This is a genomic window from Gulosibacter sp. 10, assembly GCF_900163695.1.
Classification (GTDB): Bacteria; Actinomycetota; Actinomycetes; order Actinomycetales; family Microbacteriaceae; genus Gulosibacter.
Genome location: NZ_FUIC01000003.1, coordinates 58617 through 84790, shown reverse-complemented (window position 1 = coordinate 84790; position 26174 = coordinate 58617). Strand labels below are relative to the sequence as shown.

General features: G+C 70.5%; 23 protein-coding genes and 1 tRNA gene. 11 read left to right on the top strand and 13 right to left on the bottom strand.

Going from position 1 to position 26174, the window contains the following annotated elements:
- Window positions 1-7 precede the first annotated feature (7 nt).
- The gene (gene proB, locus FM112_RS00840) at window positions 8-1183 is read right to left on the bottom strand and encodes a glutamate 5-kinase (RefSeq protein ID WP_087002269.1); all 1176 of its coding nucleotides are present in this window, start codon (window positions 1181-1183) and stop codon (window positions 8-10) included.
- 89 nt (window positions 1184-1272) lie between these two features.
- On the opposite strand from proB, the gene FM112_RS00835 reads away from it, so the two are divergent.
- The 3 genes from FM112_RS00835 (at window position 1273) to FM112_RS00825 (ending at window position 3081) form a co-directional block, all read left to right on the top strand.
- The gene (locus tag FM112_RS00835; RefSeq protein WP_087002267.1) at window positions 1273-1581 is read left to right on the top strand and encodes a thiamine-binding protein; all 309 of its coding nucleotides are present in this window, start codon (window positions 1273-1275) and stop codon (window positions 1579-1581) included.
- Between the two features lie 201 nt (window positions 1582-1782).
- Entirely contained in the window at window positions 1783-2697 is a 915-nt protein-coding gene (locus FM112_RS00830) for a GrpB family protein (RefSeq protein WP_254910314.1), read from the top strand.
- A gap of 48 nt (window positions 2698-2745) precedes the next feature.
- Window positions 2746-3081, top strand: coding sequence for a hypothetical protein (locus FM112_RS00825; protein ID WP_087002264.1), 336 nt, complete (start codon window positions 2746-2748; stop codon window positions 3079-3081).
- A gap of 62 nt (window positions 3082-3143) precedes the next feature.
- On the opposite strand, the gene FM112_RS00820 is transcribed toward FM112_RS00825, so the two are convergent.
- The 5 genes from FM112_RS00820 to FM112_RS00795 all read right to left on the bottom strand — a co-directional run bounded on the left by FM112_RS00820 (window position 3144) and on the right by FM112_RS00795 (window position 10405).
- Complete coding sequence (locus FM112_RS00820) at window positions 3144-4028, bottom strand: SRPBCC domain-containing protein (RefSeq protein ID WP_087002263.1); 885 nt, start codon at window positions 4026-4028, stop codon at window positions 3144-3146.
- Complete coding sequence (locus tag FM112_RS00815) at window positions 4025-4624, bottom strand: helix-turn-helix domain-containing protein (RefSeq protein WP_087002260.1); 600 nt, start codon at window positions 4622-4624, stop codon at window positions 4025-4027. The genes FM112_RS00820 and FM112_RS00815 overlap by 4 nt, the downstream gene beginning before the upstream one ends.
- Before the next feature lie 371 nt (window positions 4625-4995).
- Complete coding sequence (locus tag FM112_RS00810) at window positions 4996-6882, bottom strand: HNH endonuclease signature motif containing protein (RefSeq protein WP_176386610.1); 1887 nt, start codon at window positions 6880-6882, stop codon at window positions 4996-4998.
- Window positions 6883-7906: 1024 nt separating this feature from the next.
- On the bottom strand, window positions 7907-9214 hold the full coding sequence (locus tag FM112_RS00800) for a glycosyltransferase (protein ID WP_176386609.1): 1308 nt from the start codon (window positions 9212-9214) through the stop codon (window positions 7907-7909).
- Window positions 9215-9355: 141 nt separating this feature from the next.
- Window positions 9356-10405, bottom strand: coding sequence for a DMT family transporter (locus FM112_RS00795; RefSeq protein ID WP_254910313.1), 1050 nt, complete (start codon window positions 10403-10405; stop codon window positions 9356-9358).
- Window positions 10406-10470: 65 nt separating this feature from the next.
- On the opposite strand from FM112_RS00795, the gene def reads away from it, so the two are divergent.
- Together def and FM112_RS00785 are read left to right on the top strand one after the other, a co-directional pair.
- Entirely contained in the window at window positions 10471-11043 is a 573-nt protein-coding gene (gene def / locus FM112_RS00790; RefSeq protein ID WP_087002254.1) for a peptide deformylase, read from the top strand.
- Window positions 11044-11113: 70 nt separating this feature from the next.
- Window positions 11114-12037 (top strand): DUF368 domain-containing protein, encoded by a 924-nt coding sequence (locus FM112_RS00785; protein ID WP_087002252.1) that lies wholly within the window; start codon window positions 11114-11116, stop codon window positions 12035-12037.
- Window positions 12038-12058: 21 nt separating this feature from the next.
- On the opposite strand, the gene FM112_RS00780 is transcribed toward FM112_RS00785, so the two are convergent.
- Entirely contained in the window at window positions 12059-12727 is a 669-nt protein-coding gene (locus FM112_RS00780; RefSeq protein ID WP_087002411.1) for a hemolysin III family protein, read from the bottom strand.
- A 220-nt stretch (window positions 12728-12947) separates the two neighbouring features.
- On the opposite strand from FM112_RS00780, the gene FM112_RS00775 reads away from it, so the two are divergent.
- From FM112_RS00775 to FM112_RS00760, 4 genes are read left to right on the top strand one after another with little or no spacing between them, the layout of a single operon-like run.
- On the top strand, window positions 12948-14024 hold the full coding sequence (locus tag FM112_RS00775; RefSeq protein WP_087002250.1) for a glycosyltransferase: 1077 nt from the start codon (window positions 12948-12950) through the stop codon (window positions 14022-14024).
- Window positions 14021-15028: a hypothetical protein gene (locus tag FM112_RS00770; protein ID WP_087002248.1), complete on the top strand. Its 1008-nt coding sequence runs from the start codon at window positions 14021-14023 to the stop codon at window positions 15026-15028. Before FM112_RS00775 ends, FM112_RS00770 begins: the two co-directional genes overlap by 4 nt.
- Window positions 15025-15876 carry a glycosyltransferase family 2 protein gene (locus FM112_RS00765; protein WP_087002246.1) on the top strand — a complete coding sequence of 284 codons (852 nt, stop codon included), beginning with the start codon at window positions 15025-15027 and terminating at the stop codon, window positions 15874-15876. Before FM112_RS00770 ends, FM112_RS00765 begins: the two co-directional genes overlap by 4 nt.
- Complete coding sequence (locus FM112_RS00760; RefSeq protein WP_087002243.1) at window positions 15873-16958, top strand: glycosyltransferase; 1086 nt, start codon at window positions 15873-15875, stop codon at window positions 16956-16958. The genes FM112_RS00765 and FM112_RS00760 overlap by 4 nt, the downstream gene beginning before the upstream one ends.
- Window positions 16959-16977: 19 nt before the next feature.
- Here FM112_RS00760 and FM112_RS00755 read toward each other — a convergent pair whose 3' ends face one another.
- From FM112_RS00755 to FM112_RS00735, 5 genes are all read right to left on the bottom strand, one after another.
- Window positions 16978-17640, bottom strand: a complete 663-nt coding sequence (locus tag FM112_RS00755) for a response regulator transcription factor (protein ID WP_087002242.1) — start codon at window positions 17638-17640, stop codon at window positions 16978-16980.
- Between the two features lie 108 nt (window positions 17641-17748).
- A tRNA-Asn gene (locus FM112_RS00750) sits at window positions 17749-17820 on the bottom strand.
- 87 nt (window positions 17821-17907) lie between these two features.
- Window positions 17908-18906: a D-isomer specific 2-hydroxyacid dehydrogenase family protein gene (locus FM112_RS00745; protein ID WP_087002240.1), complete on the bottom strand. Its 999-nt coding sequence runs from the start codon at window positions 18904-18906 to the stop codon at window positions 17908-17910.
- Complete coding sequence (locus FM112_RS00740) at window positions 18903-20033, bottom strand: ATP-binding cassette domain-containing protein (RefSeq protein ID WP_176386608.1); 1131 nt, start codon at window positions 20031-20033, stop codon at window positions 18903-18905. Before FM112_RS00740 ends, FM112_RS00745 begins: the two co-directional genes overlap by 4 nt.
- Window positions 20034-20145: 112 nt before the next feature.
- Window positions 20146-21063, bottom strand: coding sequence for a LysR family transcriptional regulator (locus FM112_RS00735; RefSeq protein ID WP_087002236.1), 918 nt, complete (start codon window positions 21061-21063; stop codon window positions 20146-20148).
- A 108-nt stretch (window positions 21064-21171) separates the two neighbouring features.
- Between FM112_RS00735 and FM112_RS00730 the strand changes: the two genes are divergently transcribed.
- Entirely contained in the window at window positions 21172-22500 is a 1329-nt protein-coding gene (locus FM112_RS00730; RefSeq protein WP_254910312.1) for an MFS transporter, read from the top strand.
- Between the two features lie 32 nt (window positions 22501-22532).
- Window positions 22533-24230, top strand: coding sequence for an FAD-dependent monooxygenase (locus FM112_RS00725; RefSeq protein ID WP_087002234.1), 1698 nt, complete (start codon window positions 22533-22535; stop codon window positions 24228-24230).
- 63 nt (window positions 24231-24293) lie between these two features.
- Here FM112_RS00725 and dnaG read toward each other — a convergent pair whose 3' ends face one another.
- Window positions 24294-26165, bottom strand: coding sequence for a DNA primase (dnaG, locus tag FM112_RS00720; protein ID WP_087002232.1), 1872 nt, complete (start codon window positions 26163-26165; stop codon window positions 24294-24296).
- Window positions 26166-26174: the final 9 nt, after the last annotated feature.

The window sequence follows — 26174 nt, the reverse complement described above, 5'->3', positions numbered from 1 at the left end:
TAACGAGCTAGTCGGCGATGGGCAGACCGCTGCCGGTGACGACGTCGGTGACGGTGTTGCGCACGATGATGAGGTCGTCGCGGTGCACGATCGACCGCCCGTAGTCCTCGCCGAGCTCCGCGACCATCTCGTTGGTGGTGCGCCCGAGCATGCCTGGCAGCTCGTTCGAGTCGTAGGCGATGAGGCCGTGGGCGACGAGCTCGCCCTCGAGCGAGACGATCTCCACGGGGTCGCCCGCGGCGAAGTCGCCGATGACCTGGCGGATCCCTGCAGCGAGCAGGGAGGCTCCGCGATCGCGGAGCGCGCGAACCGCGCCGTCGTCCACGACGAGCCGGCCGGTCATCTGGGCGGCGTGCTCGAGCCAGACCTTGCGGCGGGTCCGGCGGCCGTTGGTCGGCACGAAGAGCGTGCCGACGTCCTCGCCGCGGAGCGCCGGGGCGACGTCCTGCGCGCGCGTGAGGACGACGGGGATGCCGGTGACGGTCGCCATCTCGGCGGACTGGAGCTTGGTGATCATGCCGCCGGTGCCGAAGGCGCTGCCGCGGCCCGTGACCTGGACTCCGGCGACGTCGGACATCTTCTCGACCACGGGGATGCGCTTGGCGCCCGGCTGCGAGGGAGGCGCGTCGTAGAGGCCGTCGACGTCGGTGAGGAGGAACATGGCATCCGCCCCCACGAGTTGGGCGACGAGCGCGGCGAGCCGGTCGTTGTCGCCGAAGCGGAGCTCGCTGGTGGCGAGCGCGTCGTTCTCGTTGACGATGGGGACCGCGCCGAGCTCGAGCAGACGCTCGAACACCTGGTGGGCGTGGCGGTAGCGCGAACGGCGGACCGTGTCGGCGGCGGTCATCAGGACCTGGCCGACCGTGATGTCGTAGGCGCCGAACGCGTCGGTGTAGGTGGCCATGAGCGAGGACTGGCCGACCGCTGCGGCGGCCTGGCTGGTGGCGATGTCGTTGGGGCGGCGGTCGAGGCCGAGCGGCATGAATCCGGCGGCGATGGAGCCGGAGGTGACGAGGACGATCTGCTTGCCTGCGAGCACTTCTTCGGCGAGCACATCCACGAGTTTTCGCAGCGCGGGCACGTTGAGTCTTCCGTCGGCCCGGGTGAGCGAGGAGGAGCCGATCTTCACCACCACTCGGTGGGCGCGGGGAATGTGCGTGCGCTGGGAAATCGCAGGTGTCATGCCTCCATTCTGCCGCGAAGGATCGCTAGCCTTGGAATCATGTTCGCCCGTAGCGGGAACACGCCGGGCCCGATTCGAGGAGGAATACCATGATGCTCGCATTCTCCGTCGCGCCGTCCGGCACCGGGCGCGAAGACGCGTCGGTGCACGACGCGGTCGCCGAGGCCGTGCGCGTCGTCCGGGAGTCGGGCCTCCCGAACCGGACGTCGGCCATGTTCACCGAGATCGAGGGCGAATGGGACGAGGTGTTCGGCGTCGTGAAGCGGGCGACGGAGGCCGTGTTGCCGTTCGGCTCGCGGGTGTCGCTCGTCATCAAGGCGGACATCCGGCCGGGCTACACGGGCGAGATCGACGGCAAGCTCGAGCGGCTGGAGAAATCCATCGAGGGTCTGGACTGACGGAGAGGTCCTCATCGATTTCGACGCCGGTCAGGCCAGCGCGGCGCGCGAGGAGACTCTCGCCGATCAGCGAAGATCGAGAACGAACACGAAGAGGGCCTCGTGGACGCGAGCCCTGCTGGCCCGAGGGCCTTCGAGAGCGGGCTCGGGCCGCGATAGCTTGAAAGACCAGCCGAACCACCACGAGAGGGGCCGCGCGACATGACCTCCGACGAGCGCGAGCTCTGGTGGCTCAGCAGCACGGACCTCGCCACCGGCGTGACGCGCGGCGGAGCAGTGCTCGGTGGCGTGCCGGCATCGGCCTGCGCCGGCTCGTACTGTTGCCTGCACAACCCCTCGGATCACCCGCTCAGGGACGCGCCGCTGCGCTGGCGCGGGGACCGGCGGATCATGGAGCGCGTCTGCGAGCACGGTATCTGCCACGACGCCCCCGACGACCTCGCCTACCGCCGCTCCGTCGGCGCGGAGGCGACCGGCGCGCACGGCTGCTGCGTCCCGAGCTGCTGCGGCATCGAACCGGAGCGCGAGCAGGTGACCGTGCCTGAGTCCCGAGCCGTCGTGGTCGTCGACTACCAGGCCGGCTGGCCCGCGCGGTTCGAGGAGCTGCGAGCCGCCTACGCCCGCGCCCTCGAGAAATCGCAGGTGCCCTACCGCAGCATCGAGCACGTCGGGAGCACCTCGGTGCCCGGCCTGGCGGCGAAGCCCGTGATCGATGTCGACATCGTCGTCGATGAGCCCGACGTCGACGCCGCGACCGCGGCCCTCGAGCAGATCGGCTTCATCTCCCGGGGCGACCTCGGCGTCTCCGGCCGCTATGCCTTCGTCACACCCGAGCGCTTCGCCCCGACCAACACCTACGCCGCCATCGAGGGCGCACTGGCCCTGCGCAACCACCTCGCCGTCCGGGACGTACTGCGAGCAGACCCGGCCCTGCGGGACGAATACGCCCAGGTGAAGCGGCACGCTGCCGAGGTGGCCGTCGACATCGACGAGTACATCTCGCTCAAGAGCGAGTTCCTCGGCCGCGTCCTGGAACGCGCAGGCCTCTCCGAGGCCGACCGGGCCGCGATCGCCGAGACGAACCGCGGGATCGCCGGACGCGGCGCGCACGGGTGACCTGATGAAGGATGACCCTGGGGTGGGCACGGAACTAGACTCGGCGCCATGGGCAAGTACCTCGCGATCCTGAACGGCACGGCAGACGACGCCGACAAGACCGCGCTGAGCGACGCGCAGCAGGCGGAGTTCATGAGCGCGTGGGCTGCGTGGGCGCAGGCGCACGAGACTCGGCTCGTCGACCCGGGCGCGCCGCTCTTCCGCAAGCAGCGGGTGACGAGCGCCGGGATCGAGCCGTTCGAGGACGGCAAGGTCGCCTATGCGATCGTCGAGGCCGAGTCGCTCGAGGATGCCGCAGGGATCTTCCGCGACCATCCGCATCTCACGCTCATGACCGGCAACTCCGTCGAGGTGCTGGAGTGCCCGGAGCTCCCCGGAGCATAGACGGCCGCGATAGCGATGGACCCCTGAGCTTGTGCTCAGGGGATCCGGTGCCTGGATGAGGCTCAGTCTGCGTCCCCGTCCTGCTCGTCCGACGGCAGCTCGGTGGTGAGCGGCGTCCAGGCGTCGCCGAGCTCGTGCATGCGCTTCAGGTCGGCGAGGCTGCCGAGCCAGCCCGCCTCGTGCTGCGCCGCGCTGTCCCACTCGTCCTCGGTGTAGCCGCTCTGCACGAAGGTCAGGAACGTCCTGCCGTCGGACCCCTCGAGCTCCCAGCGCGTGATCGAGCCCTCGCCGTCCTCGTACGCGAAGCCCTTGCCGGGCTCGAACTCGAAGATCTTCCCCTCGGCCCCCAGCGTCACCGCGCCGCCGAGCCGCGGCTCGACCTCGACCTCCCAGCCGAACCAGCGCGACGCCAGCGCGGAGTCCGTGAGCGAGGCGAACACAGCCTCAGGCGGCGCGCCGATCTCCATGCGCACGCGGATCTCCGGCGCGCGCTCGGGGCGGAAGTCGGCCCGCGGAGTCAGCTGCCGGCCCTCGACGTGCTCGGCGAGGCTGGCCAGCGCCAGTCCCCAGAAGGTGTGCATGGAGTGCAGTCCGTCACGCCGTCCAGGTGGGTTCATCAGCTCCTCGAGCGTCGGCATGCCGTCCTGCCGCAGGCTCAGCACGGTGTCCCTGCCGTCACCGGCCAGCTCGATCTCCACGACCGTGGCTCTGTCGTCGAGCGTCCACTCGAACCGCAGCAGCCGTCCAGGCTCCATGGCCAGGAGTCTCTGGTGAGCGCGGTCGCCCTGGGGGACCGACGGCCCCCAGAACCCATACCTGTCCTCGTCCGGTGATACAACCGCGTGCTCGGCCAGCCACGTCGTCAAGGCGCTCTCGTCGGTCAGTGCCTCGTACACTTCCTCCGGTCGAGCAGAGATGCGGGCCTGCAGGCCCAGGACGTCGTTCATGATCTGGTCTCCTTCGTATCGGGACCCGCGTCGGGCCTCGGGTAGCAGGCCACGGCAAGCCGGAGAACCTCGCCCCCCGAGCCCCCGTGGCGGGCAAACAGGCCCTGCAGCGTCTGCCGCAGGTCCGCCAGGAACGCCGGCCGGTCCTGCGCCCGCAGCCGGATCTCACCGGAGACGCCCAGAGTCGCCAGCTGTGCAGCGCTCTCCTCGTCGTCGGGCTGCCCGCCGTCGAGCAGAGAGAGATCGACCTGCACGTCCTCGACGAGCTGCAGCAGATAGCCCAGGCTCAGCTCGTCGCGCACCGGCCGCTTCCCGATCGTCCCGAGCAGCCGGGGCGAGAGCCAGTACGACCTGGCCGCTGCCTGGTAGACGCCCTCGTGGATGCCTCGCACCCGTCGCTCGTCCACCTGCAGGGCGAGCTCGGCGCTCAGCAGCTTCTTGACGTGGTAGTAGACCTTCTGCGGCGTCTGACCGAGCACTACGCCGATCTCGGTGCACGACCGCGGCTCATCCAGCGACCGGAGCACCTCGACGCGCTGCGGCGTGAACAGCGCCTCGGCCTGCGCGATCGTCTCCACGTGCATGACGTCCCTCATACGACGATCCTTGTACGTAAAAGATTATTTTGTCAATGGGTGATGGGCGATTCCCGAGGTCACACGGTGGTCGATCCTCCGTCCTGCCGGTGCACCGCTGCGACGTCGTCGGCGAGCCTGACCCAGGCCGCGGCGTGCGGATCTCAGGCAGGCGCCCAGTATCTCAGGGCGTCTCACAGACACCTTCTTGACGAGACGAGATCGCACCCCGGCGCTGGGCCGGTGATGGGGTCTCGCAACCCTGTTTTGAGTGGCGCCGAAACGAGACGCACTTTGTGAGCCGTCTTTGGTGCCGCGACGGCTGCGAAATGATCGGTGTATGGAAGGCAGTCTCGTAGAGCGTCTCGCTGTAGAGGCATGAAAACTCATGCCTAGAACGGTGGTGGGTCGTCTCCCGAGGCTTCCGCGCCCGGCCGGCTTCCGGTTCTCCGATGCATATGATGACGCACCACGCGGCTCCCCTGCTCGTGGCCTCGCTCCTCGCGCTGTCTGCCCACGTGTTGCTGACCCGCATGTTGTGATCCCACATGCTGCTGACCCGGGCAGGGCTGATACGTGCGCCGTCGTCCGGCATGCCTCAGCCCTGGTGCGACGTGGTCTTCGTAGACGACGAACCGTTGCCCCGTCGGCGACACCCACACCATGCGGCCGGGACCATCCTGCTCCAGCACCCACCCGGCTTCACGCATCGTGTGATGCCCGCGACACAGCACCGCGAGATTCTCGTACTTCGTGTCGCCGCCTGCAGCCCACGGGGTGGTGTGGTCGATATCACAGTCCTTCGCCAACCGGCGACAGCCGGGGGCCACGCAGGTCACGTCCCGCACCTGCAGCAACCGACGCAGCGCGGCGGGTGGCCGGTAGGTCTCCGCGGTCAATGGCGTGCCGTCGAGCGGGTCGGTGAGCACCCGGAACCACGTCGCCGTGTCCCCGCAGAACTCGAGGGCGGTGTGGATCGGGATCGGGGTGCGACCGGCAAGTTCCGCAGGACCGGTGAACGCGGCCAGTGAGACCGGCTCCCCACCGGTAGCGGTGTGTTCGGGGTGGACATCCTCATGATCACCGGCGCACGCGGCGCACGCGCCGGGTGTGGCGATGCCCGGGGCATGGGCGCCTGTAGCGCTCGCACCGGCGATGTCGGCGACGGTCAGTGTGGCACCGACGGCAGCGGGCTCGGGACCGGCGACAGCAGGCGTGGGATCGTCCATCGCTGCGGCCCGGATGTCCGAGCCCGTCGCCCTGGCGCGGTCTGCAGTGATCAACGACACCGCGGGCACCGTGATCGCGACGGTCGCTTGGATCGGTTTTGCCACGTGATTCGGCGAGCCCGGGGCGACCTGCCCGGTCAATAACAGGTCCGCGAGCACATCGGCGCGGGTCTGCTCGAAGGTGCGCGCGTCGTGTTCGTCATGGCCCGGGGCGTGGAGCTGTTTCGTGGTCTGGGTGAGGCGGTCGAAGATGCCCGCGCCCACGACCGCGGGCAGGAGTGCGGAGAGCTGGCACATGCCATCAGGCTCGTCCTGGAGCCACACGCGGCGGTCGTCCTGCGCCTGGCGAAGACGCTGCTCGGTTTCCTCGGGTTCCAGGTCCGCGGCGACACGCTTCGCGTACCCCCGCAACCGACCCGGCGTGGTTTCCAGGGCTTTGGCAACGACGAGTTCCTCATACGTGCGGATCGACTCGGGGCGGGTGAGACCGTCGCCGCAGGACTCGATCACCCGCACATGCCCGGTACTGATCGAACCCTGTCCCCAGGCATCCGCGGTACGGGGATAGCGGGCTTCCAGGGCGGGTGCCGCGTTGAGCTTCGCGGCGACGGTACGGTCACTGGTGCGCGTAACCGCGCCGATCTCCGCCGCGAGCGACTTGAGTTCCTGCTCAAACGCGTCAGCCCCATGGCCCGCGGTGATCTCCCGGCAATGCTCATACGAGGCGGCCAACAACTGCGCTTCGAGGGCTTCCGCGGAAGCCCGAAGTTTCGCCGCGTGACCGAGCGCGTCCAGGAGTAGGCGCCGGTTGTGCATGGCTGCCGGGGTGCGGGTGCCACCCTTGAGGTGTTCCGGGGTCCCCACAGGGCGAGAAGGAGCGCTCTGGTGGGTGCGGTCATTCCCGGAGGCGCTGCCTGCGCGGTTGCGAGCATCAGGGGCAGAAGAAGCGCTACCGCTCGGGGCGGGGGCATCCGTGGTGCCAGTCGTACCCGTGGTGCCCGTCACGGCTGTGGTGTTGGCACCCGTGGTGCCGGTATTGGTCGTGGTCATCGTCTCCCCCCCCTTCGCATACGGTCTGGTTGCCTGCGGTATTCGTGCATTCATTCTACTACGCGGGTCGCTGGTTTCTTCGGGTTGTGGATAACTCCGCAGCGACTTCAACCCTGTGTGTTCCCACCCTCGCAGCCGTCACCGCGCTGCCACCCCAGTGACGTTTGCCGGCGGGCATCCCGGCATGCTTCGGGGAACGCAACAGCGAATTCAACCTCATACCCGCAGTAGACCACGAGCCACCGACATGCGGCCCGTCCCACCAGCGCCCCTCGCAGCGGAGCGCGGTCATGCGAGTGACCGTCTCGGCACCACATGCCCTCAGCCGTCCCATGGGGACGACCACTCGGGCCCATGGTCGCCGGAGCCGAAGCCTTCCGGAACTGCGCCAGGCCTCGCTGAGACGGCTGGGTCTCACCGTCATCACAGACCCGGGCGCTAAGCGATACGGCGCCCATGCGGCTCCCGTGCCCGACCGTAATAACAGGTACTCCACCCGCACCGGCTGCCGCCATCGGCTCGGGCCCCACCGGCAGACTCCGAAATGGAGCTCGGCGTCTTCGAGAAGCACAGCCTCGAGAAGCACAGTCTCGAGAAGCACAGTCTCGAGAAGCACAGCCCGCAGGAGACGCACCCCTCGAGAACGTCAGCCTTCGCCGAACAGCGCGCCGCCCCGCACCGTCACCTGCACCATCTCGTGCGCCAGTCGGCATTCCGTCGCAAGCTCATCGGTCGAGACGCCCATCCGATGCGCCTCCCTGAGTGCGGATTCCAATAGGGCCGCTGCGCGCGACCTCGCCGCCGAGGATGCAGTCTCCGTCGCAGACGCATCCCCCGCCTCGATCCCAGGCCCCAGGATCGAGATCAGCTCCAACGCGGCGCGACGCGCCCGCTCCAGCGCGGCGCACCGGGCTTCCGGAGCACCGTCATTCGTCCTACCGGAGTCCTCGCCCATCACGATCCGCCAGTCCGGCGAGTCAGCCGGGCTGCCATCCGCACCGTGGTCGGACACGGCCCCGCCCCGCTACTGCCGCCGGCGCCCCTCGCTGTCGCGCTGCACGGTAGGGATCGCGCCGGTGACCGCCTCCACGACGTTGTCGAGCGAGTCGTCCTGCTCGTTGAACGAGTCGAGCGCCACCTGCTCCGTCGACTCGCCGCGGTAGAGCCGTTCGAACAGCGCCATCGTCGTGTCGATGTCGTGCGGCTGCACCATGCGCAGGCTGGCCCGGCCGAGGCGATCACGCACCTCCTGCGGGGCGGTGAGCACCTTCTCGAGCGCCCGCCGGCAGGCGTCCACGTCGCCAGGGGCGAAGAGGTAGCCGTTCTCGCCGTCGTGCACGAGGTGCGGCAGCGCCATCGCGTTCGCCGCGACGATCGGCAGGCCGGTGGCCATCGCCTCCATCGTCGCGATCGACTGCAGCTCGGCGATCGAGGCGATCGCGAACACGGTCGACTCCGTGTAGATCTGCCGGAGCTCCTCGTCCGTGACGTAGCCGTGGAACGTCGTCCGGTCGTCGACGCCGAGTTCGCGGGAGAGCTTCTCGAGCGCCGCCTTCTGGTCGCCTCCGCCGACGATCTCGAGCGATGCGCCGAGCGCCGGGTCGAGCTTCGCGAACGCCTTGATGAGCACGTCGATCTGCTTTTCCCCCGTGACGCGCCCCACGAACACGATGCGCGGCTTCTTCTCGGGATCGAAGCTGGGCGTGTAGTCGCTTGCGCGCAGACCGCACGAGATGGCGAGCACGCGGTCGAGGCCGCCGTTGCGCTCGAGGAAGTCGGCCGCCCGCCGTGTCGGCGTCGTCAGCGCGTGCGTCGCGTCGAAGGTCTTGTGCGCATCCCGCCACCAGATCCTCGATCCGAGCTGCTGCAGCGGCATCGGCAGCATCGTGTGCTCGAGGAGGTTCTCGAGCATGAGGTGGTTCGTGCCGATGATGCGGATGCCCCGCGGAGCGCCCTCGCGCACCGCGGCGCGGCCGAGCACCACCGCCGACTGGTAGTGGATGACGTCCGGCTGCACCTCGTCGAGCACGCGGCGCATGTGCGCACGCGCCCGCCAGGGCTTGACGTACCGCAGCCAGTCGTGCGGCCACCAGCGATCGGACGGCAGGCGGTGCACCGTGATGGACTGCCCGTCGTACTCCTCGCGCCAGGTGCCGTGGCGCCGCGACGCGGCGGGCACCACGACGTGCACATCGTGCCCCCGCGCCGCCATCTCGCTCGCGAGATTGACCGTGAACTTCGCGGCCCCGTTCACGTTCGGCGGAAAGGTGTCGGCGGCGATGAGCAGACGAATCGGTCGTCCTTGCGGCTCGGCTGGTGACTGGTCAGGCAAGGTGTCGGTGTCCTCTGTGGATTGCTGGTCGGCACGGATGCTTCGGCGACGCTCGGCGAGCGCGCTTCTCGTGGAACGCGCGCTGAGTATCCCCTAAGCCTAAATGGCGAGCGGCGGGCATGGGCGTTATTCGACGCCGACTCAGGTATCGGTTTCCCTCCGACCTGGGTCGGGGTAACCGGGTGTCGGAGGATCGGCGGGGTCTGATACGGGCGCCGCGATGCCGCCCGTCTTGACGCCGAGCGCGTGCCGGCGCGCGGCCGCGATCTCGGCCGCGGTCTGGCTCGAGTTGAGCAGGAACACCCCCGCGATGGCGATCGCCCCGAACACGACGAAGAGCACGAGCGTCACGGGCGTGGCCGCCGCGGTCTCGTGCAGCACCACGATGCCGATCGTCACCGCCACGATGGGGTCGACGACCGTGAGCCCCGCGATGACCATGTCGGTGGAGCCGGAGGCGTAGGCGGTCTGCACGAAGTAGCCGCCGACCGCCACGGTGACGAGCAGCGCGGCGAGGCACACCAGCGAGAGCCCGTCGAACCGGCCCTCGCGAAGGCCCGTGAGGATGAGCTTCGCGAAGGTCGCGACGAACCCGTAGAGCACTCCCCCGGCGAGGATGTAGAACATGCCCCGGTGCGAGGTGCGCCGGAAGACGAGGAAGGCGACGGCGGTGAGCAGCACCACCGCCCCGGCGATGATGAGCACCGTGACGGTCTCCCGCGGGCCGATCGGCGTATCGGTCGCCGCCATCGCCGCCGCCGTCACGAACCCGCCGACGCCGACCACGCTCGTGATCACGGCCGTGACCTTGCTCCGGCGCAGCCTCGCCCTGGCCTGCCTGGCCGAGATGATGGTCGTGACGATGAGCGAGATGACCCCGATGGGCTGCACGACGACGAGGGGCGCGAAGAGCAGCGCCCCGAACTGCAGCAGGATGGCGACGCCGATGAGCACCGTGCCGAACAGCCAGCTCGGCCGGCGCAGCAGCGCCAGGAACTGCTTCATGCCGAGCCCCTCGGCGCCCTGCGCGCCCGAGTCCGCGTCCACCTTCGACACCCCGCGATGCTGCAGCATCGCGCTCACCGACATCAGCACCGCGCCGAGCACCGCGATCGGGATGCCGATCAGCTGGCGCGGCGAGAGGCCGATGTCCAGGGTCGCGTCGAGCGCGGCGAGAGTCGGGGCAAGCACAGTGCAGGAGTCTACGGACTCGAGACGGCAATCCGCGCAACGTCCGCGCCGATAGGCTTGCAGCCATGACGATTCTGCCGATCCGCATCTACGGAGACCCGGTCCTGCACGAGCCCGCCGAGCCGGTGGGCGAGATCACCGACGAGATCCGCGCACTCGTGCGCGACATGTACGAGACCATGGACCTCGCTCCGGGCGTCGGCCTCGCCGGTCCGCAGGTGGGCGTGAACAAGCGGCTCTTCGTCTACAGCTACGAGGAGGAGGACGGCACCGCGCATCGCGGCGTCGCGATCGATCCGGAGCTGTGGCTCGCCCCCGCCGTGCCCGAGTCCCTCGACGCGCTCGAGGAGGACGAGGAGGAGGGCTGCCTGTCCGTGCCCGGGGAGCGGTTCGCGCTGCGACGATCCGAGCGTGCGCTCCTGCGGGCCCGCGACATCGAGGGCGAGCCCTTCGAGATCGCCGCCGAGGGCTGGTTCGCGCGCATCCTGCAGCACGAGTACGACCACCTCGACGGCGTCATCTACGTCGACCGGCTCAAGCTGCCGCTGTGGAAGCAGGCGTTCAAGGTGATGCGCAAGCGCGGCTGGAACACGCCCGGGTGCAGCTGGACGCCGGGCGTGGACGATCTCGACGCGTGAGCCGATGCGGCGCCCGGCGCGCGCCGAGTAGCCTTAGCACTTTGCCCATCACCTTCCGCGAAAGGCGGCCATGACCCTGCTCCGCGTGCTCATCGACCTCATCCGCGGCGCCCTCATCGGCATCGTCGAGATCATCCCCGGCGTCAGCGGCGGAACCCTCGCCCTGATCATCGGCGTCTACGAGCGCCTGATCGACTCGGCGAGCGAGTTCGTGCGCGGGCTCGTCCACCTCGTCGTCGATCCGCCGCGCGGCCGCGGGCTCGGCACCGCGAAGAAGCACTTCCGCGCGGTGGCCTGGCCGCTGCTGGTCCCCCTCGCCGTGGGCATGGTCGGCGGGCTGCTGCTCGCGGCGCGCATCGTCGCGCCCCTCGTCGAGGCGCATCCCGTCGAATCCCGGGCGTTCTTCGCGGGGCTCATCCTCGTCGCCCTGTGGGTGCCGGCGCGCATGGTCGGCGGACGCTGGACCTGGCGCGAGTGGGCGCTGGCCGCGCCCAGCGCGGTGGTGGCCTTCCTAGTCACCGGGCTGCCCGCCGCGGCGGGGGCGGAGCCCGGGCCGCTCATGATCGCGGTGGGCGGCGCGCTGGCGGTGTGCGCCCTGGCGCTGCCCGGCATGTCCGGATCGTTCATCCTGCTGCTGCTCGGCATGTACGCGCCGACCCTCGCAGCCGTGAACGATCGCGACCTCGCCTACCTGGGCCTGTTCCTCGCGGGCATGGCGATCGGCTTCGGACTGTTCGTGCGGGGGCTGCAGTGGCTGCTGCGGCATCGCCGACGCATCACCCTCGCGATCATGACCGGGCTCATGGCCGGTTCGCTGCGGGCGCTCTGGCCCTGGCAGACCGAGGATCGCGTGCTGCTCACCCCGAGCGGGGACATCGCCGGGCCCGTGCTCTGGTTCGCGCTGGGCATGCTGCTCATCGGCGCGACGCTCGTAATCGAGTCCTGGCTCGTGCGCCGACGCATCGCGAACGGCGTCGCGGTGCTGCGCGGCTGAGCCGGATTCAGGGGAGGCGGATCAGGCCGCCCCGCCGACCGGGTCGAGCACGAAGAGGAGCATCGCCACCCAGTGGCAGGCGAAGGCCACCGCGGTGCACAGGTGGAAGAGCTCGTGGAAGCCGAACACCCCCGGCACGAGGTTCGGCCGCTTGAGGGCGTAGAACACCGCGCCCACCGAGTACGCGATGCCGCCGACGAGCACGAGCACCATGCCCGCGACGTTGGCCTGGACGAGGTCCACGATGAAGATCATCGCGACCCATCCCAGCGCGATGTACAGCGCCACGTAGAGCCAGCGCGGCGCCGAGAGCCAGACGACGCGGAAGAAGATGCCGATGAGGGCGCCGGCCCACACCGCGCCGAGCAGGATCGTGCTCTTCGGGGGCTCGAGCGCGCACACCGCCATCGGCGTGTACGTGCCCGCGATGAGCAGGAAGATGTTCGAGTGGTCGAGGCGGCGCAGCAGCGCCGTGGCCCTCTCCGACCAGTGGAACCGGTGGTAGAGCGCCGAGATGCCGAAGAGCAGGATCGACGTCGTGAGGAACACCGCCGAGGCCCATTTCGCGGCCGTGCCCTGGGCGAGGCAGATGAGCACCACGCCGAGCGCGATCGCGACCGGCAGCGTGCCCGCATGGATCCACCCGCGCAGTTTGGGCTTCGCCGGGTACGACGGGATGTGCATCCCCATCGCCTTCGGGTCGGAGGCTCGGCTGTCGCGGTCCTCGGTCACTGTCATTCGTGCTCCATTCCTCCCTGTGGACTACTACTTTCGCAGATGATCGGCCAATGTTGCGTGGGAGATTCACGGCGATCCGCGGGCGCGCCGTGGCTCACCCCCAGGGGTGTGCCGCGCGGAATCGCCGCTCCATAGCCTCGCCCCATACCGTTTCGGAAAGGGCCGGGAATCCATGCACATCGTCCTGCTCGCACACACCAGATTCCCCCTGCGGCAGCCGTTCCACGGCGGCCTGGAGTCGATGACGTGGCATCTGGCCCGCGGGCTCGCCGAGCACGGCATGCGGGTCAGTCTGCTCGCCGCCCCGGGATCCACGCCGATACCTGGCGTGGAATTCCTGGATGCGCCCGCGCTGCGGCTGAGCGAGGCTGCCAGGGCGGACGTCTCGATGCCGGACACCGAGCGGATCGAGGCGCACCACACGTATCTGCGGGCCATGCTCGAGCTGACCGTGCGCAACGACGTGGACATCGTGCACAACCACAGCCTGCATCACCTGCCGATCGCCCTGCAGCCGCTGCTCGCCGCGCCGCTGCTCACGACGCTCCACACTCCGCCGGTGCCCTGGCTGGAATCCGCCGTGCAGTGCGCGAGGGCGCTTCGCGGCACGGGGATGGAGCCGCGCTTCCTGGCCGTCTCGGCGCACACCTCGGCGCAGTGGCGCCACCTCGTCGACGCCCGGGTCGTGCACTGCGGCGTCGATACGGAGCTCTGGCGCCAGGGCCCCGGCGGGGAAGCATTGGCGTGGTCCGGGCGCCTGGTGCCGGAGAAGGCGCCGACGGACGCGATCGCCATCGCGCGGGCGGCGGGCCTGCCGCTCCGCATCGCGGGCCCCGTGCCCGACCCCGACTACTTCGACGCCGAGATCCGGCCCCGCCTGGGCGGCGGCGTCGAGTACGTGGGACATCTGCGCACCCGGGAGCTCGCGGCCCTCGTCGGGGAGAGCGCGGCCGCGCTCGTGACGCCGGACTGGGAGGAGCCCTTCGGCCTGGTCGCCGCCGAGGCGCTCTCGTGCGGCACCCCGCTGCTCGCGTGGCGCCGCGGCGGTCTTCCGGAGATCGTGCCGAAGGGCTCGCCGATGCTCGTGCGCCCGGGGGATGTCGACGCCGCGGTCGACACGCTCGAAGACGTCCTCGCCTACCCGCGCGAGGACTGCCGACGGCACGCCGTGGACTCGCTCTCGCTCGCGGCGATGGTCCGGCGGCATCTGGAGATCTATGCCGGCTACCGTTCGGTGGTGCCCGCATGATCGGCTTCTACCTCCATCATCACGGCAGCGGCCATCGCATCCGCGGCACGCTCATCGCACGGCGGCTCGGCGTGCCCGTCGTCGGATTCGGCACCGGAGAGGCGCCGCAGGGCTGGCCCGGGATGTGGGTGCCGCTCGCGGCCGACGACGCCGATGTGCGGCCGGAGCGCGCCGACGTCGCCGCCGGCGGCGCGCTGCACTGGGCACCCCTGCACCATCCCGGCCTGCTCGAGCGTCACGCGGCGATGGCCGCGGCCCTGCAGCGGCTGCGACCGCGGCTCGTGCTGGTGGACGTGTCCGTGGAGGCCGCGGTGCTCTGCCGGCTCCTGGGCATCCCGGTGGCCGTGATGCTGCTCCCCGGCGAACGCGACGACGCGCCCCATCGGCTCGCCCACGGCATCGCCGAGCTGCTGCTCGCCGCCCGGCCGGTCGAGGCGGATGCGCCGCGCGGCCCCCGGCCCTGGGACTCGAAGACGATCCATGTGGGGGCCATCTCGCGGTTCGCGGGACGCGCACCCGCCGCGGACCGCGCCGTGGACCGGCGGCGGGTGCTCGTCCTCGGCGGCACGGGCGGCGGCGGCCCCGCACCGCGCGAGATCGAGGCCGCCGCCGAGGCGACTCCCGATTGGGAGTGGCTGCAGCGAGGCGGAACGGGCGGCTTCGTCGGACCCGAGCGGCTGTGGTCCGAGCTGAGCGGTGCGGATGCGGTGATCGTGTCTGCGGGCGAGAACGCGGTTGCCGACGTCGCGGCCGCCCGCCGCCCGGCGGTCGTGATCCCCGTACCCCGACCGTTCGACGAGCAGCTCGCCACAGCGCGCGCCCTGGCCCGCCTCGATCTCGCCGAGACGCCGGACTCCTGGCCCGAGCCCGCGCAGTGGCCCGGGCTGCTCGCCGCGGCGCTGCGACGCGGCGGCGACGGGTGGGACCGCTGGGAAGGCGATGGGGTTGACGGCGCCGCCGCCGCGCTCCTCTCCGTCTACCGCCGTCACGGAGGCGAGGCATGAGCGCCCCCGATGTCGCGGTGCTGACCATCGTCCAGGGGCGGCACCGGCACCTGCGCGAGCAGATCGGCGGGCTCGCCCGTCAGGAGGCCCCGCCCCGGTGGCATGTGATCGTGGCGATGGGCGATCCGATGATCGAGGCGGAGACGCCGCCGCGCGGATCCGTTCCCTGGGAGACCGTGATCGTGCGCATCGACGAGCACGAGGACGGCCTTCCGCTCGCGGCGGCGCGCAATCGCGGTGCGGCCGCCGCCATCGGGCTCGGCGCGGAGGTGCTCGTCTTCCTCGACGTCGACTGCATCCCCGGGCCGCGGCTCGTCTCCCGCTACGCGCGCGCCGTGAGGGAGCGGCGGGCGGCCTCCCCCGCGCTCTGGTGCGGAGAGGTGTTCTATCTCCCGCCCCGGCTCGGCGATGCGCCCTACCCGGTCGCCGACCTGGATCGCCTCGGCGTCCGACGCGAGGGGCAGCCCGCGCTCTCCGAGGGCGAGTGGCGGGACGAGCCGCGATTCGAGCTGTTCTGGTCGCTCTCGTTCGCGATGCGCGCCAAGGATTTCGAGCTCGCAGGCGGGTTCGACGAGGGCTACGTCGGCTACGGCGCGGAGGACACGGACTTCGCGGTCACGGTGCGCTCGATGTCCGGCAGCCTCTCGTGGCTCGGCGGCTGCCCGGTGTACCACCAGTACCACGAGACCCGGGATCCGCCCGTGCAGCATCTTCGCTCGATCCTCCGCAACGCGGCGGTGTTCCACCGCCGCTGGGGATGGTGGCCGATGCAGGGCTGGCTGCTCGAATTCGAACGGCTGGGACTCGCGCGCCGCGACGAGCGCGGGAACTGGGGACCGGCCGCATGACCGGGCGTCCGCCGATCCGCGTCCTGTCGATTCCGGCCGGGCACCGCTACGTCCGGCACGCGCTGGCCTCCCCCGGCGGCGACGTGCGGGTGCTGCGCGATCCGGTGACGCCGGGGCTGCCGGCCGGGGCCTGGTGGCCCCATCCCGGTTTGGATCCCGACTGGCTGCGGCGGCGTCGGGCCCGATTCGACATCGTCCACCTGCACTTCGGCTTCGAGCACCGCTCGCTCGAACAGCTCCGGCACTGGCTCGAGGAGCTGCGGGCGCTGGCGCTCCCGCTGGTGTTCACGGTGCACGACCTCGTCAATCCTCATCTCGAGGGGCAGGAGGCGCACCTCGCCCGGTCGGCGCTGCTGATCGCGCACGCCGACCGGCTCGTCACGCTGACGCCCGGCGCGGCGGCGGAGGTGGAGGCCCGCTGGGGTCGCCGGCCGCTGGTACTCCCCCATCCGCACATGGTCGACCTGGAGCGGATGGCGCGACCGGCGGAGCCTCGCACCGCGCTCGAACGCGGGCGGAACCTGCGCATCGGCATCCAGCTGGGCGCTCTGCGGGCGAATCTCGCAGCTCGGCCGCTGCTCGAGTGCCTGCTGGGCGTGCTGCCCGAGTGCCCCGGGGCGAGCGTCCACGTCCGCCTCCACGACGAGGTCCGCCGGCCGGGCTTCCCGCGCCGGGATCTCGCACTGCTGCGGCTGCTGGAGCGCCTGGAGGCGCGCCCCGGGTTTCTCGTGTCCTGGGGAGGGCGCGTGGCCGAGGAGGCCCTGTGGCGGCAGCTGGAGGGATGGGACGCGCTCATCCTGCCGTACCGCTGGGCCACCCACTCCGGATGGGTCGAGGAGTGCTTCGATCTCGGCACCTGGAGCATCGCTCCCCGGGGAGTGGGCCGCCTCTCGGAGCAGGCGCCGATGCTTCGATACCGCGCGGACGACGCCGGCCGCCCGGATGCTGAGTCGCTGCGCCTCGCACTGCGCCGGGCCGCGGAGCGCACCCCGCCGAGGGCCCGCGTCGCGGAGCGGCGCGCCCAGCGCGAGTGGCTGGTCGAGGCCCATCGATCGTTGTATGCAGATCTGCTCCGCCGGTGATTGATGGACGGCGATCGCGTCAGGCGTGCTCCCGCGGCAGCATCCCGTGCTCGATGCCCCATCGCACCGCCTGCGAGCGGCGCTCCACGCCCATCTTCCGGTAGGCCGACCGGATGTAGGACTTCAGCGAGTTGATGCTGATGTAGCTCCGGGCCGCGATCTCGGAGTTCGTGAAGCCGCGCGTGATCAGCGCGACCACTTCGGCCTCGCGCGGGGTGAGTCCCTCCCGCTGCCCCGGCCATGCCCATTCCGGCGCCGTCTCCGGCTCCGCGGCGGCCGTTTCGGCGTCGTCCACGAGGCCTGCGTCGGGCGCGATGACGCCGCCCGCCCCGATCTGCTCGAGCGACCGCACGAGCTCCGCGGCGTCGAGCGACTTGTGCAGGTATCCCCCGCAACCGCGCTCCAGCGCGCCGTGCACCGACTCGCTCCGGAGATTCCAGGTGTAGACGACGACGGTACCGGCGGCGGGGTCCTCGAGGAGCTCCTCGATGTGCTCGAGATCCGGCCGTGCGCTGCCGAAGGTGTCGTACAGCGTGAGGTCGACGCGCCGATCCCCCTCCTCCCGGACCTGTGTCTCGACGACGCGGACCCGATCGGCGAAGGGCTCGAGCATCGTCCGGAGTCCGGCCACCACGATCTCGTAGTCGTTGAGCAGTCGCAGGCGCAGTGGGGCGGAAGTCATAGCGTCAGTATAGGGAGCATCGCCTGCTCGGACGGCGCCCTCCGAGGCGGCCGCCGGAGGGAAGGCTCGGGATCATGGAGATGATCCCGAGCCTCTTCCAATGCTGAGCTCCCCGAGTTGGACTCGAACCAACAACCTGCCGGTTAACAGCCGGCTGCTCTGCCATTGAGCTATCGGGGATGACAACTCGAATACTCTACCACCATGATTCGGCGAAAGTGAAATCGAGCCGCCGTGAGGGGTGAAAACCCTGGTCAGCGCGTGATTCTAGTATCCCTCGGCGGGGTTCGCGACGCCCACGAACGCGCCCGTCTCGAGGAAGGCGCGCACGTTGTCGCGGATCCGCCGCTCAATCAGCGGCTGGGTCATTTCGGGTGTATCCGCGGAATGCGGCGTGATGATGCACCGCTCGCTCGAATAGAGCGGATGCCCCTCCGGGAGCGGCTCGGGGTCGGTGACGTCGAGCCCGGCGCCGTAGATCTCGCCCGCCTCGAGCGCCTCGACCAGCGCGTCCGTGTCCACCAGCGGTCCCCGCGCGATGTTCACGAGCACCGCGTTCGGCTTCATGGCACGGAGGCGGTCGCGGTCGATGAGCGAGCGCGTCTCGCTCGTCGCCGCGGCGGCGAGCATGACGACGTCCGCGTCCGGCAGGATCTCGTCGAGGCGATCGGTGGTCACGGTCTGATCGGCGCCGGCGACCTCGCCGTCGCGGCGCCGGACCACGGTGATCCGCGCCCCGAACGGCTCCAGCAGCCGCATGTACTCCTTGGCGATGCCACCCGCGCCCACGATGACGACGTCGGCGCCGTACAGCGACCGGCCGAACTTGCGCCCCCACGAGTCCGCGCGCAGCCGCACCGGGAGATTCCGCTGGAGCGCGAGGGTGAGCATGAGGGCGTGCTCGGCGACGGGCTGCGCGTACGCGCCCTTCGCCGAGGTGAAGAGCACGCCGCGCTCGGCGTAGGGGGCGATGCGCTCCGCGTAGACGTCGATGCCGGCGAACGGCAGCTGCACCCAGCCGATGTCGGGGTACCGTTCGAGCGCGTCCACGAGCTCGTCGACGTTGCTGTACGAGGTGTAGACGAGCCCGCGAGTGGCCTCGGAGAGCGGCGCCACGACGCCGCCGGCGTCACGGACCGCCTGGACCTCCGGCCGTTCGCGATCGCGGACCGGCAGCACCGCGATCTCCCCGGGCTCCGGCCGTCGATCATCGGGAACCGGCGTCGGTTCCTCGCTCAGCACTTCGCGGTGGTTGAACCCCGTCATCCCTGCTCCTTCTCCTCGTGCTCCTCGTGCGGGCCGGCTTCGGGCCCGCCTGCCTCATCCTGAACGTCGCCCCTGTCTTCCCCGGCCTGCCGGGTCTGGAAGCGCGCGAACTCGGGCCGGTGCTCGAGCAGCTCGCGGCGCTCGTCCTCCGCCGCGTCGCGGGAGACCTCCTCCGGGTCCTCGTCTGCGAAGAGCCCCTCCACCACGCGATCGACCGCGGCCTGCGAATCCCGATCGAGGTCGCCCTCGACGGGCGTGCTCGCGAACTCCCTCGCCTCCCGCATCCGGACGAGGAAGGGATCCTCGGTCTCGGTCAGGATCCGCTCGATCCCGCCCTGGGCGATGACGCTGCCGCGGTGGCATACCAGGACGTCGCTCGTGAGGCGCTCGACGGTGGCGAAATCGTTGCTGATGACGAGGATGCTCATGCCCCGAGCGCGGTTGAGCCGCTCGAGCAGCGACATGAGGGCCGGCTGCGCGAAGATGTCCACGCCCTGTGTGGGCTCATCGACGATCAGCAGGCTCGGCTCGACGATGAGCGCCTGTGCGAAGGCCACGCGCTGCCGCTGGCCGCGGCTCAGCTCGAAGGGGAAGCGGTTGAGGATGCCGAGCTCGAGGTCCACGGCGTCGATGAGCATCGCGGCAGCGCGGCCGAGCGCCCGGCGGTCGAAGTCGCGATCCCGGCGGAGCACGGGGTCGGCGATATTCTCGGCCACCGTGAGATCGCTGCGCAGCCGGTCCCCGGAGTTCGGCGCGAGATAGCCGATGTCGAGAGTCAGGCGGCGCCGATCCTCCCGGCCCGGCCGACGCAGGTCGATCCCGGCGGCCATCGCATCGCCGCCGGAGATCCACGGCCACTCCTGCGCGTCCTCGCTGATCATCGCACGACCCGAGAGCACCTGCCCGAGCGCGGTCTTGCCGCTGCCGGAGGACCCGAGGACGCCGAGGATGCCGCCGCGCTCGAGGTCGACGGTGACGCCGGACAGCACCCGGCGGTCGTCGGAGCCGAGCCGGGGCCCGAACGAGATCGAGAGATCGCGCAGGCGCAGGACGAGATCGCGCTCCTCCTCGGCGGGCGGGGCCGGGTCGACTTCGGGGCTCTGCGCATCGATGCCAGTGGGACTCATGGGCTCCACCCTAGCGGCGTCGCCGTGCGCAGCCGCCATGAGCCCCGGAGGAGTCCGCGCCGACCGGTCGTAGGAGGATCGTCGATGCACCCGAAGCATCCCGGCGCATCGCTCAGCGCTGCCACAGCCCGCTCAGCTCCTCGCGGCAGAACCGGAGCAGGGATTGTACCTTGGCCGTGGGCTGCGTGCCCCGGGCCGTGGCCATCACGAGGGCGTTGGGCGGCAGCTCCTCCGCGATCGGCCGGTACACGATCGGCTTCCCCTCGTAGCTGTGATCCCCGTGGGGCCGGCCCATGATGACGGCGTACCCGAGGTTCCGGGCGACGAGCGCCCGGACCGTCTCGATGTTGCGGCTCCGCCACCGAACCCGCAGCGGGAGGCCGGCGTCCCTGAGCACTTCCTCGACGTGGTCCGAGACCGGTCGGACGCCGAAGATGATCGCGTGGTCGTCCCGCAGACTCTGCAGCGAGACCGCCTCGGACTCGGCGAGCGGATGCTCCGCGGAGAGCGCCAGCTGAAGCCGCACGGGGGTGATCAGCTGGGAGTCGACATCGCCCACGAGGTGGTTCTCGTACAAGATGGCGGCATCGAGCTCACCGTCGAGGAGCATGGCCTGCAGCGCTGAGGAGGGCTCCTCCTCCACCTCGAGCGAGACCCCCGGGTGCGCCGTCGCGAAGAACTCCGCCATGGCGGGGAACACCCACGGCGACAGCGTGGTGAACACCCCGATGCGAAGCGGTCCGGCCACCTCGCCGCGCGCCGCCGCTACGGCGGTGTCGATCTCCTCCACCGCATGGATCGCCTTCTTCGCCGAGCGGTAGACCGAGTGCCCCGCAGGCGTGATCGCCACGCCCTTGCCCCGGATCCGCACGGTCAGCTGCGTGCCGATCCGGCGCTCGAGCTCCGTCAGCGCGAGCGAGATCCCGCTCGGCGAGACGTGGAGGAAGTGCGCCGCGTCGCTGAGGCTGCCCCGTTCGACGACCGCGCAGAACACCTCGAGATGACGCAGGCTGAGATTGAGGGAGGCCATATAAGCAACCCTAAACTATCTGTGCAATCTATTGCGCTTGCCTTAATTGCACCCGTTCACCAGGCTGGTCGTCGAAGGCACCCGTTCGCCGATGACCAAGGAGACTCGATGATGAGTACCGGAACGACCTCCCCCACAGCCCCGCCGCCGACCGAGGAGTCGCTGCGCACCCCGCAGATGCGTCGGATCCTCGCCTCCAGCTTCCTCGGCAGCGCCATCGAGTTCTACGACTTCATGCTCTACGCGAGTGCCGCAGCCCTGGTGTTCGGCAGGATCTTCTTCGTGGACCTCGATCCCGCGATCGCGATGATCGCCTCGTTCGCGACGCTCGCCGCGGGCTACGTGGCCCGGCCGCTCGGCGGCATCGTCTTCGGCCACTACGGCGACAAGCTCGGCCGCAAGGGGGTGCTCGTCACCACGATGCTCCTCATGGGCCTCGCGACCACGCTCATCGGGCTGCTTCCCACCTATGCCCAGATCGGCGCCGCCGCGCCGATCCTCCTCGTCGCTCTGCGAGTCGTCCAGGGCTTCGCGGTCGGCGGCGAGTGGGGCGGCGCGATGCTCATCGCGCTTGAGCACGCCCCCGGCGGCAAACGGGGCTTCGCCGCCTCCTTCGCCAATCTCGGCGCGCCCGCCGGGTCCATCCTCTCCGCCGGCATCCTGGGCCTGTTCTCGCTCCTGTCCGACGAGCAGTTCCTCTCCTGGGGCTGGCGCGTTCCGTTCCTCCTCAGCATCGTGCTCGTCGGGATCGGGCTGATCGTCCGGCTCAAGGTCGTGGAGAGCCCGCTCTTCCAGAGCTTCGACCGCGAGGCCGACAAGCGGCGCGTCCCGCTCCTCGAGGTCCTCGCCAAGTCGCCCAAGGTGCTCGTCCTGGGCACGCTCGTCGCGATCAGCCAGCTCACCATCTCCGGGATCGCCAGCGTGTGGGGGCTCTCCTACGCCACCGCCAGCGGCGCCGACGAGACGGGCGCGCTCAACGCGAAGCTCGCGTCCGCGATCGCGCTGTTCGTCATGACGATCCTCGCGGCCAGGCTCAGCGATCGGCTGGGCCGGCGACCGGTGATCCTCGCCGGCATCGTCGCGGCGGTGCTGTTCGCCTATCCCCTGCTGGCCATGATCGCCTCGGGCGACACGGCGCTCTTCGCGGTCGGCGTGATCGTAGCCCAGGGCATTCAGGGCGTCATCCTCGGCCCGCTCGCGGCCTTCCTCGCCGAGCTCTTCCCGACCTCGGTGCGGTTCACGGGCGCCTCGCTCGCCTTCCAGGGGGCCTCCGCCCTCGGCGCCGGCTTCACCCCCATGATCGCGGGAGCCGTCATCGCTTCCTCCGGCGGGCTGCCCCTCCTGGCCGCTGTCTGGATCGGCATCCTGCTGCTGTGCATCGCAGCCCTGTTCCTGGCCCCCGAAGGCCGCAAGCGCGACCTCCACACGATCAAGTGAACACGCCCGTGCACCGCGGAAGGACCAGTTCCATGAACGAATACGACACCGACGTCCTCATCATCGGCGGCGGCCCCGTCGGGCTGCTGGCCGCGATGAACCTCGACGCCCACGGCGTACGCTCCATCGTCGTCGAATCCGACGAGTTCGCCCGAGCACCGGACGTCAAGTGCAATCATGTCTCGGCGCGGACAATGGAGGCCTTCCGCCGGCTCGGCATCGCCGACCGGGTCCGAGACGCGGGAATGCCCGCCGATCATCCCCAGGACGTCGTGTTCCGGACGAGCGTGCTCGGCAGGGAGCTCGCCAGAATCCCGATCCCCTCGCGCAACGGCCGTCGCGACCCCGCAGCGGTCGGCCCCGACACGGGCTGGAGCACGCCGGAGCCCCCGCACCGGGTGAATCAGCACTATCTCGAGCCGATCCTCGACCGGCACGCCGCCGAGCTCCCCCTCGTGGATCTCCGCAACCTGCACACGTGCGAGTCCGTGAGCCAGGATGCGGACGGGATCACCGCCCGCGTTCGGCCTCGCGACGCCGAACAGCCGGTCGCGCTTCGGGCTCGCTATCTCATCGGCGCCGACGGCGGCAGGTCGCTGGTCCGCAAGCACATCGGCGCGAGGTTCTCGGGCGATGCGGTGCTCCAGCACGTCCAGTCGACCTGCATCAGGGCTCCCGGCCTCTACGAGCGCATGCGCGGCGGAGCCGCGTGGGGCTGCTACACCTTCGGCGAGCGGCAGGGACACGTCTACGCGATCGACGGACGCGAGGTGTTCCTCGTGCACACCTACCTCCGAGAGACCGATGACGGCCTCGAGGAGGTGGACCGTGATCGCGCGATCCGCGACATCCTCGGCGTCGACGAGGGGTACCGATACGAGGTCCTGTCGCACGAGGACTGGACCGCGCGACGACTTGTCGCCGACCGGTTCCGGCAAGGCCGGGCCTTCATCGCGGGCGACGCGGCGCACCTCTGGGTGCCGATGGGCGGATACGGCATGAACGCCGGCATCGCCGACGGCCTCAACCTCTCCTGGCTGATCGCCGCGGTGGTCGACGGCTGGGCGGACGAAGCGATTCTCGACGCCTACGCCGCCGAGCGGCAGCCGATCACGGATCAGGTGTCGAAGTTCGCGATGCGGCATCTGCGCAGGCTCGGCGCCGCGGATGTGCCGCGGGATCTCGATGCCGACGGTCCCGCCGCCGACCGCGCGCGCCGGGAGTTCGGCGAGCTGGCCTATGCGCTCAACGTCGAGCAGTTCGCCGCCGAGGGGCTCAACTTCGGCTACAGCTATCCGCACTCCCCGATCATCGTCGCCGACGGGGCGGCTCCGCCCGCGTACACGATGGGGAGCCACTCGCCCTCCACCGTCCCCGGATGCCGTGCCCCGCACTTCTGGCTCGACGAGGGCGTATCGCTCTACGACCGGCTCGGGCCGTGGTACACGCTCCTGGTCGCGGATCCCGATGCCGACCTCGACGGCGCCCGGCGATGGGCGAGGGCCCTGCACGGCTCGGGCTGCCCCGTCGAGGTGCTCGACCTCCGATCGCACGTGCTTCCTCTCGGATACGAGACCGCCTACCTCGTCGTGCGCGAGGACCAGCACGTGGTCTGGCGGGGCGACCGGCTCCCGGCCGATCCGGAGCGATTCGCGACGGCGCTCGGGGCGCACTCCGCGTGCTCGAGGAGAGTCGAGGCGCCCGCCGTCGAGTCCGCGCTCCGGGCCTGAGCGGCCGGGAAGCGCTCGGCGGGCGGGGCGCCTCCTCTCGCGAGTCGTCCGCTCGTCCCGCCCCTACCCCTGCTCGAGACTCTCGCGAACGTCCCGCTTGCGGCGCTCGACGTCCACCAGTTGCTCGCTGAGCTCGCGATGCCGCATCGGGTCGGTGTCGATGTCGGTGCGGCGCAGCTCGCCGAGCAGCTCGGCCTTGCGCCGCAGCAGGTCGCGCTCCACCAGCGCCGTCGCGACGGACCGCACATAGGCCGCCACCTGCTCCGGGCCCGGCCCGGCCGGCAGCGGGGTCATCGACAGGTCCGTGACGAGCGGCAGGAACGAGCTCGGCACCTCCTCGTGCACCCGCGGCAGCCACTGCGCCGTGCCGAGATCGCCCTGCGTGGCGACGATGGCGTCCCGCACGATAGCGAGCGAGGCCTCCGAGTACTCGGCGTCGAGCACGTTGTTGAGCTGGGCGTCCGAGAGCATCCGCGGGTACTGCAGCACCGCGCTCAGCGTGTCCCGCTCGAGTCTCGTGATGGGATCGTTGGGCAGGTCGCCCATCCGCACCGCCGGGATCGCATAGTCGCCCGTGCCGGAGGTGTCCTCGGGCGGGTACTGCGACGCCTGGCGGAGCTGCCGCTCGGCGCGCCCCACCTCGTAGCGCACCTGGTCGAGGTCCATGCCGAGCCAGCCCGCGAGCTGCCGCTCGTACTCGGGCCGCAGCGAGCGGTCGCGGATGCCGACGATGATCGGCGCCGCCTCGCGGAGCGCCGCGACGCGGCCCTCCGCCGTGCGGAGGTTGTGCGCGCGCAGCTGCTCGCGGATCACGAACTCGTACATGGGCTGGGGATGCTCGACCATGCTCCGCACGGCCTCGTCGCCCCGCTTGAGCCGCAGATCGCACGGATCCAGCCCCTCCGGGGCCACGGCCACGAAGGTCTGCGCGACGAAGCGGTTCTCCTCGGCGAAGGCGCGCATCGCGGCCTTGCGGCCGGCCTCGTCCGGGTCGAAGTTGAAGATGACGCGCCCGCGATGGGACTCGTCGTCCATGATGCGGCGGATGATCTTGATGTGGTCCACGCCGAAGGCCGTGCCGCACGTGGCCACCGCCGTGGTGACGCCGGCCAGGTGCGCCGCCATCACGTCCGTGTAGCCCTCGACCACGACGACCTCGTGGCCGCGTGCGATGTCGCGCTTCGCGAGGTCCAGGCCGTAGAGCACCCGGGCCTTGTGGTAGATCTCGGTCTCGGGCGTGTTCAGGTACTTCGGCCCGCGGTCCTCGTCGAGCAGCTTCCGCGCCCCGAAGCCGACGGTCTGCCCCGAGGTGTCGCGGATCGGCCACACGAGGCGGCCGCGGAACCGGTCGTAGCTCGATCCGCGCTCGTTCGTCGAGACGAGGCCGGCGTCCTGCATCTCCTGCATCGTGAAGCCCCTGCCGCGCAGGTGCTTCGTCAGCGCGTCCCAGGACTGCGGCGCGAAGCCCACGCCGAACCGCTGCGCCGCCGCCGGGTCGAAGCCGCGCTGGCCCAGGAACCGGCGCCCGGGCTCCGCCGCCGCCGTCCCGAGCTGCTGCTGGAAGAAGCGCTCGGCCTCGGCCGAGGCCTGCAGCAGCCGCACCCGCTTCGAATGGTCGGGGGCCTCTCCCCCGTCCTCGTAGGTGAGCTGATAGCCGATCGCGCCCGCGAGCCGCTCGACGGCCTCCACGAACGTGACGTGGTCCATCTTCTGGAGGAAGGTGAACGCGTCCCCCGACTCCCCGCACCCGAAGCAGTGGTAGAAGCCCAGCTGCGGCCGCACGTGGAAGGACGGCGTGCGCTCGTCGTGGAAGGGGCAGAGCCCCTTCTTCGACCCGACGCCCGCCTGCTTCAGCGTGACGTACTCGCCGACGATGTCCTCGATATTGGTGCGGGCACGGACCTCATCGATATCAGAACGCCGGATTCGTGCCATGCACCGAAT